The following is a 705-nucleotide window of genomic DNA, read 5'->3' as shown; positions in this document are numbered from 1 at the left end:
TATCAACAAAACGTTTTGTTACTAAATATCCTTTACGTACATTTATTTCTTTTGTGTCTAAAACTCTATTTTTTTCCTCCAATACATCTTCACGTGATACTTTTACCAAGCTCAAATTTCCCTCTCCTCACATTTATACATGTATATTTTCTTTGCTAACCAACTCAACCATATACCTAACTAAGTCATCCTTCAGTTCTTCATGTTGTAACGCCATCTCAATCGTCGTCTTAATAAATCCGAACTTCTCCCCGACATCATAGCGAATTCCTTCAAAGTCATAAGCAAACACACGTTGGATCTCGTTCAAACGTTGAATTGCATCTGTCAATTGAATTTCTCCGCCAGCACCTGTCTGTTGATTCTCAAGAAACATAAAGATTTCTGGTGTTAATACGTAACGACCCATAATTGCTAAATTCGATGGCGCCGTTCCTTGAGCTGGCTTTTCCACAAATTGACGTACTTGATAACGTCGTTCATTTTGTTCGACCGGATCAATGATACCGTAACGATGAGTTTCATTTTCTGGTACCGTCTGTACACCAATAACAGATGATTGTGTTTCTTCATATTGATCCATCAATTGACGTAAACATGGTGTTTCTGCTTGTACAATATCATCACCAAGCAATACCGCAAATGGCTCATTTCCAATGAACTTCCTTGCACACCATACTGCGTGCCCAAGTCCTTTCGGCTCTT

The 705-nt window shown here is 38.4% G+C and carries 1 protein-coding gene; it reads right to left on the bottom strand.

Annotated elements, in window-relative coordinates; genetic code table 11:
• Positions 1–133 precede the first annotated feature (133 nt).
• A partial coding sequence (locus MR113_RS27290) for a UTP--glucose-1-phosphate uridylyltransferase (RefSeq protein ID WP_242257481.1) occupies positions 134–705 on the bottom strand: 572 nt, incomplete at its 5' end.

Source organism: Bacillus cereus group sp. BfR-BA-01379, assembly GCF_022663605.1.
GTDB classification, from domain to species: domain Bacteria; phylum Bacillota; class Bacilli; order Bacillales; family Bacillaceae_G; genus Bacillus_A; species Bacillus_A mobilis.
Note: the sequence above shows the minus strand (reverse complement) of the source record. Positions and strands in the feature narration are given on the sequence as shown.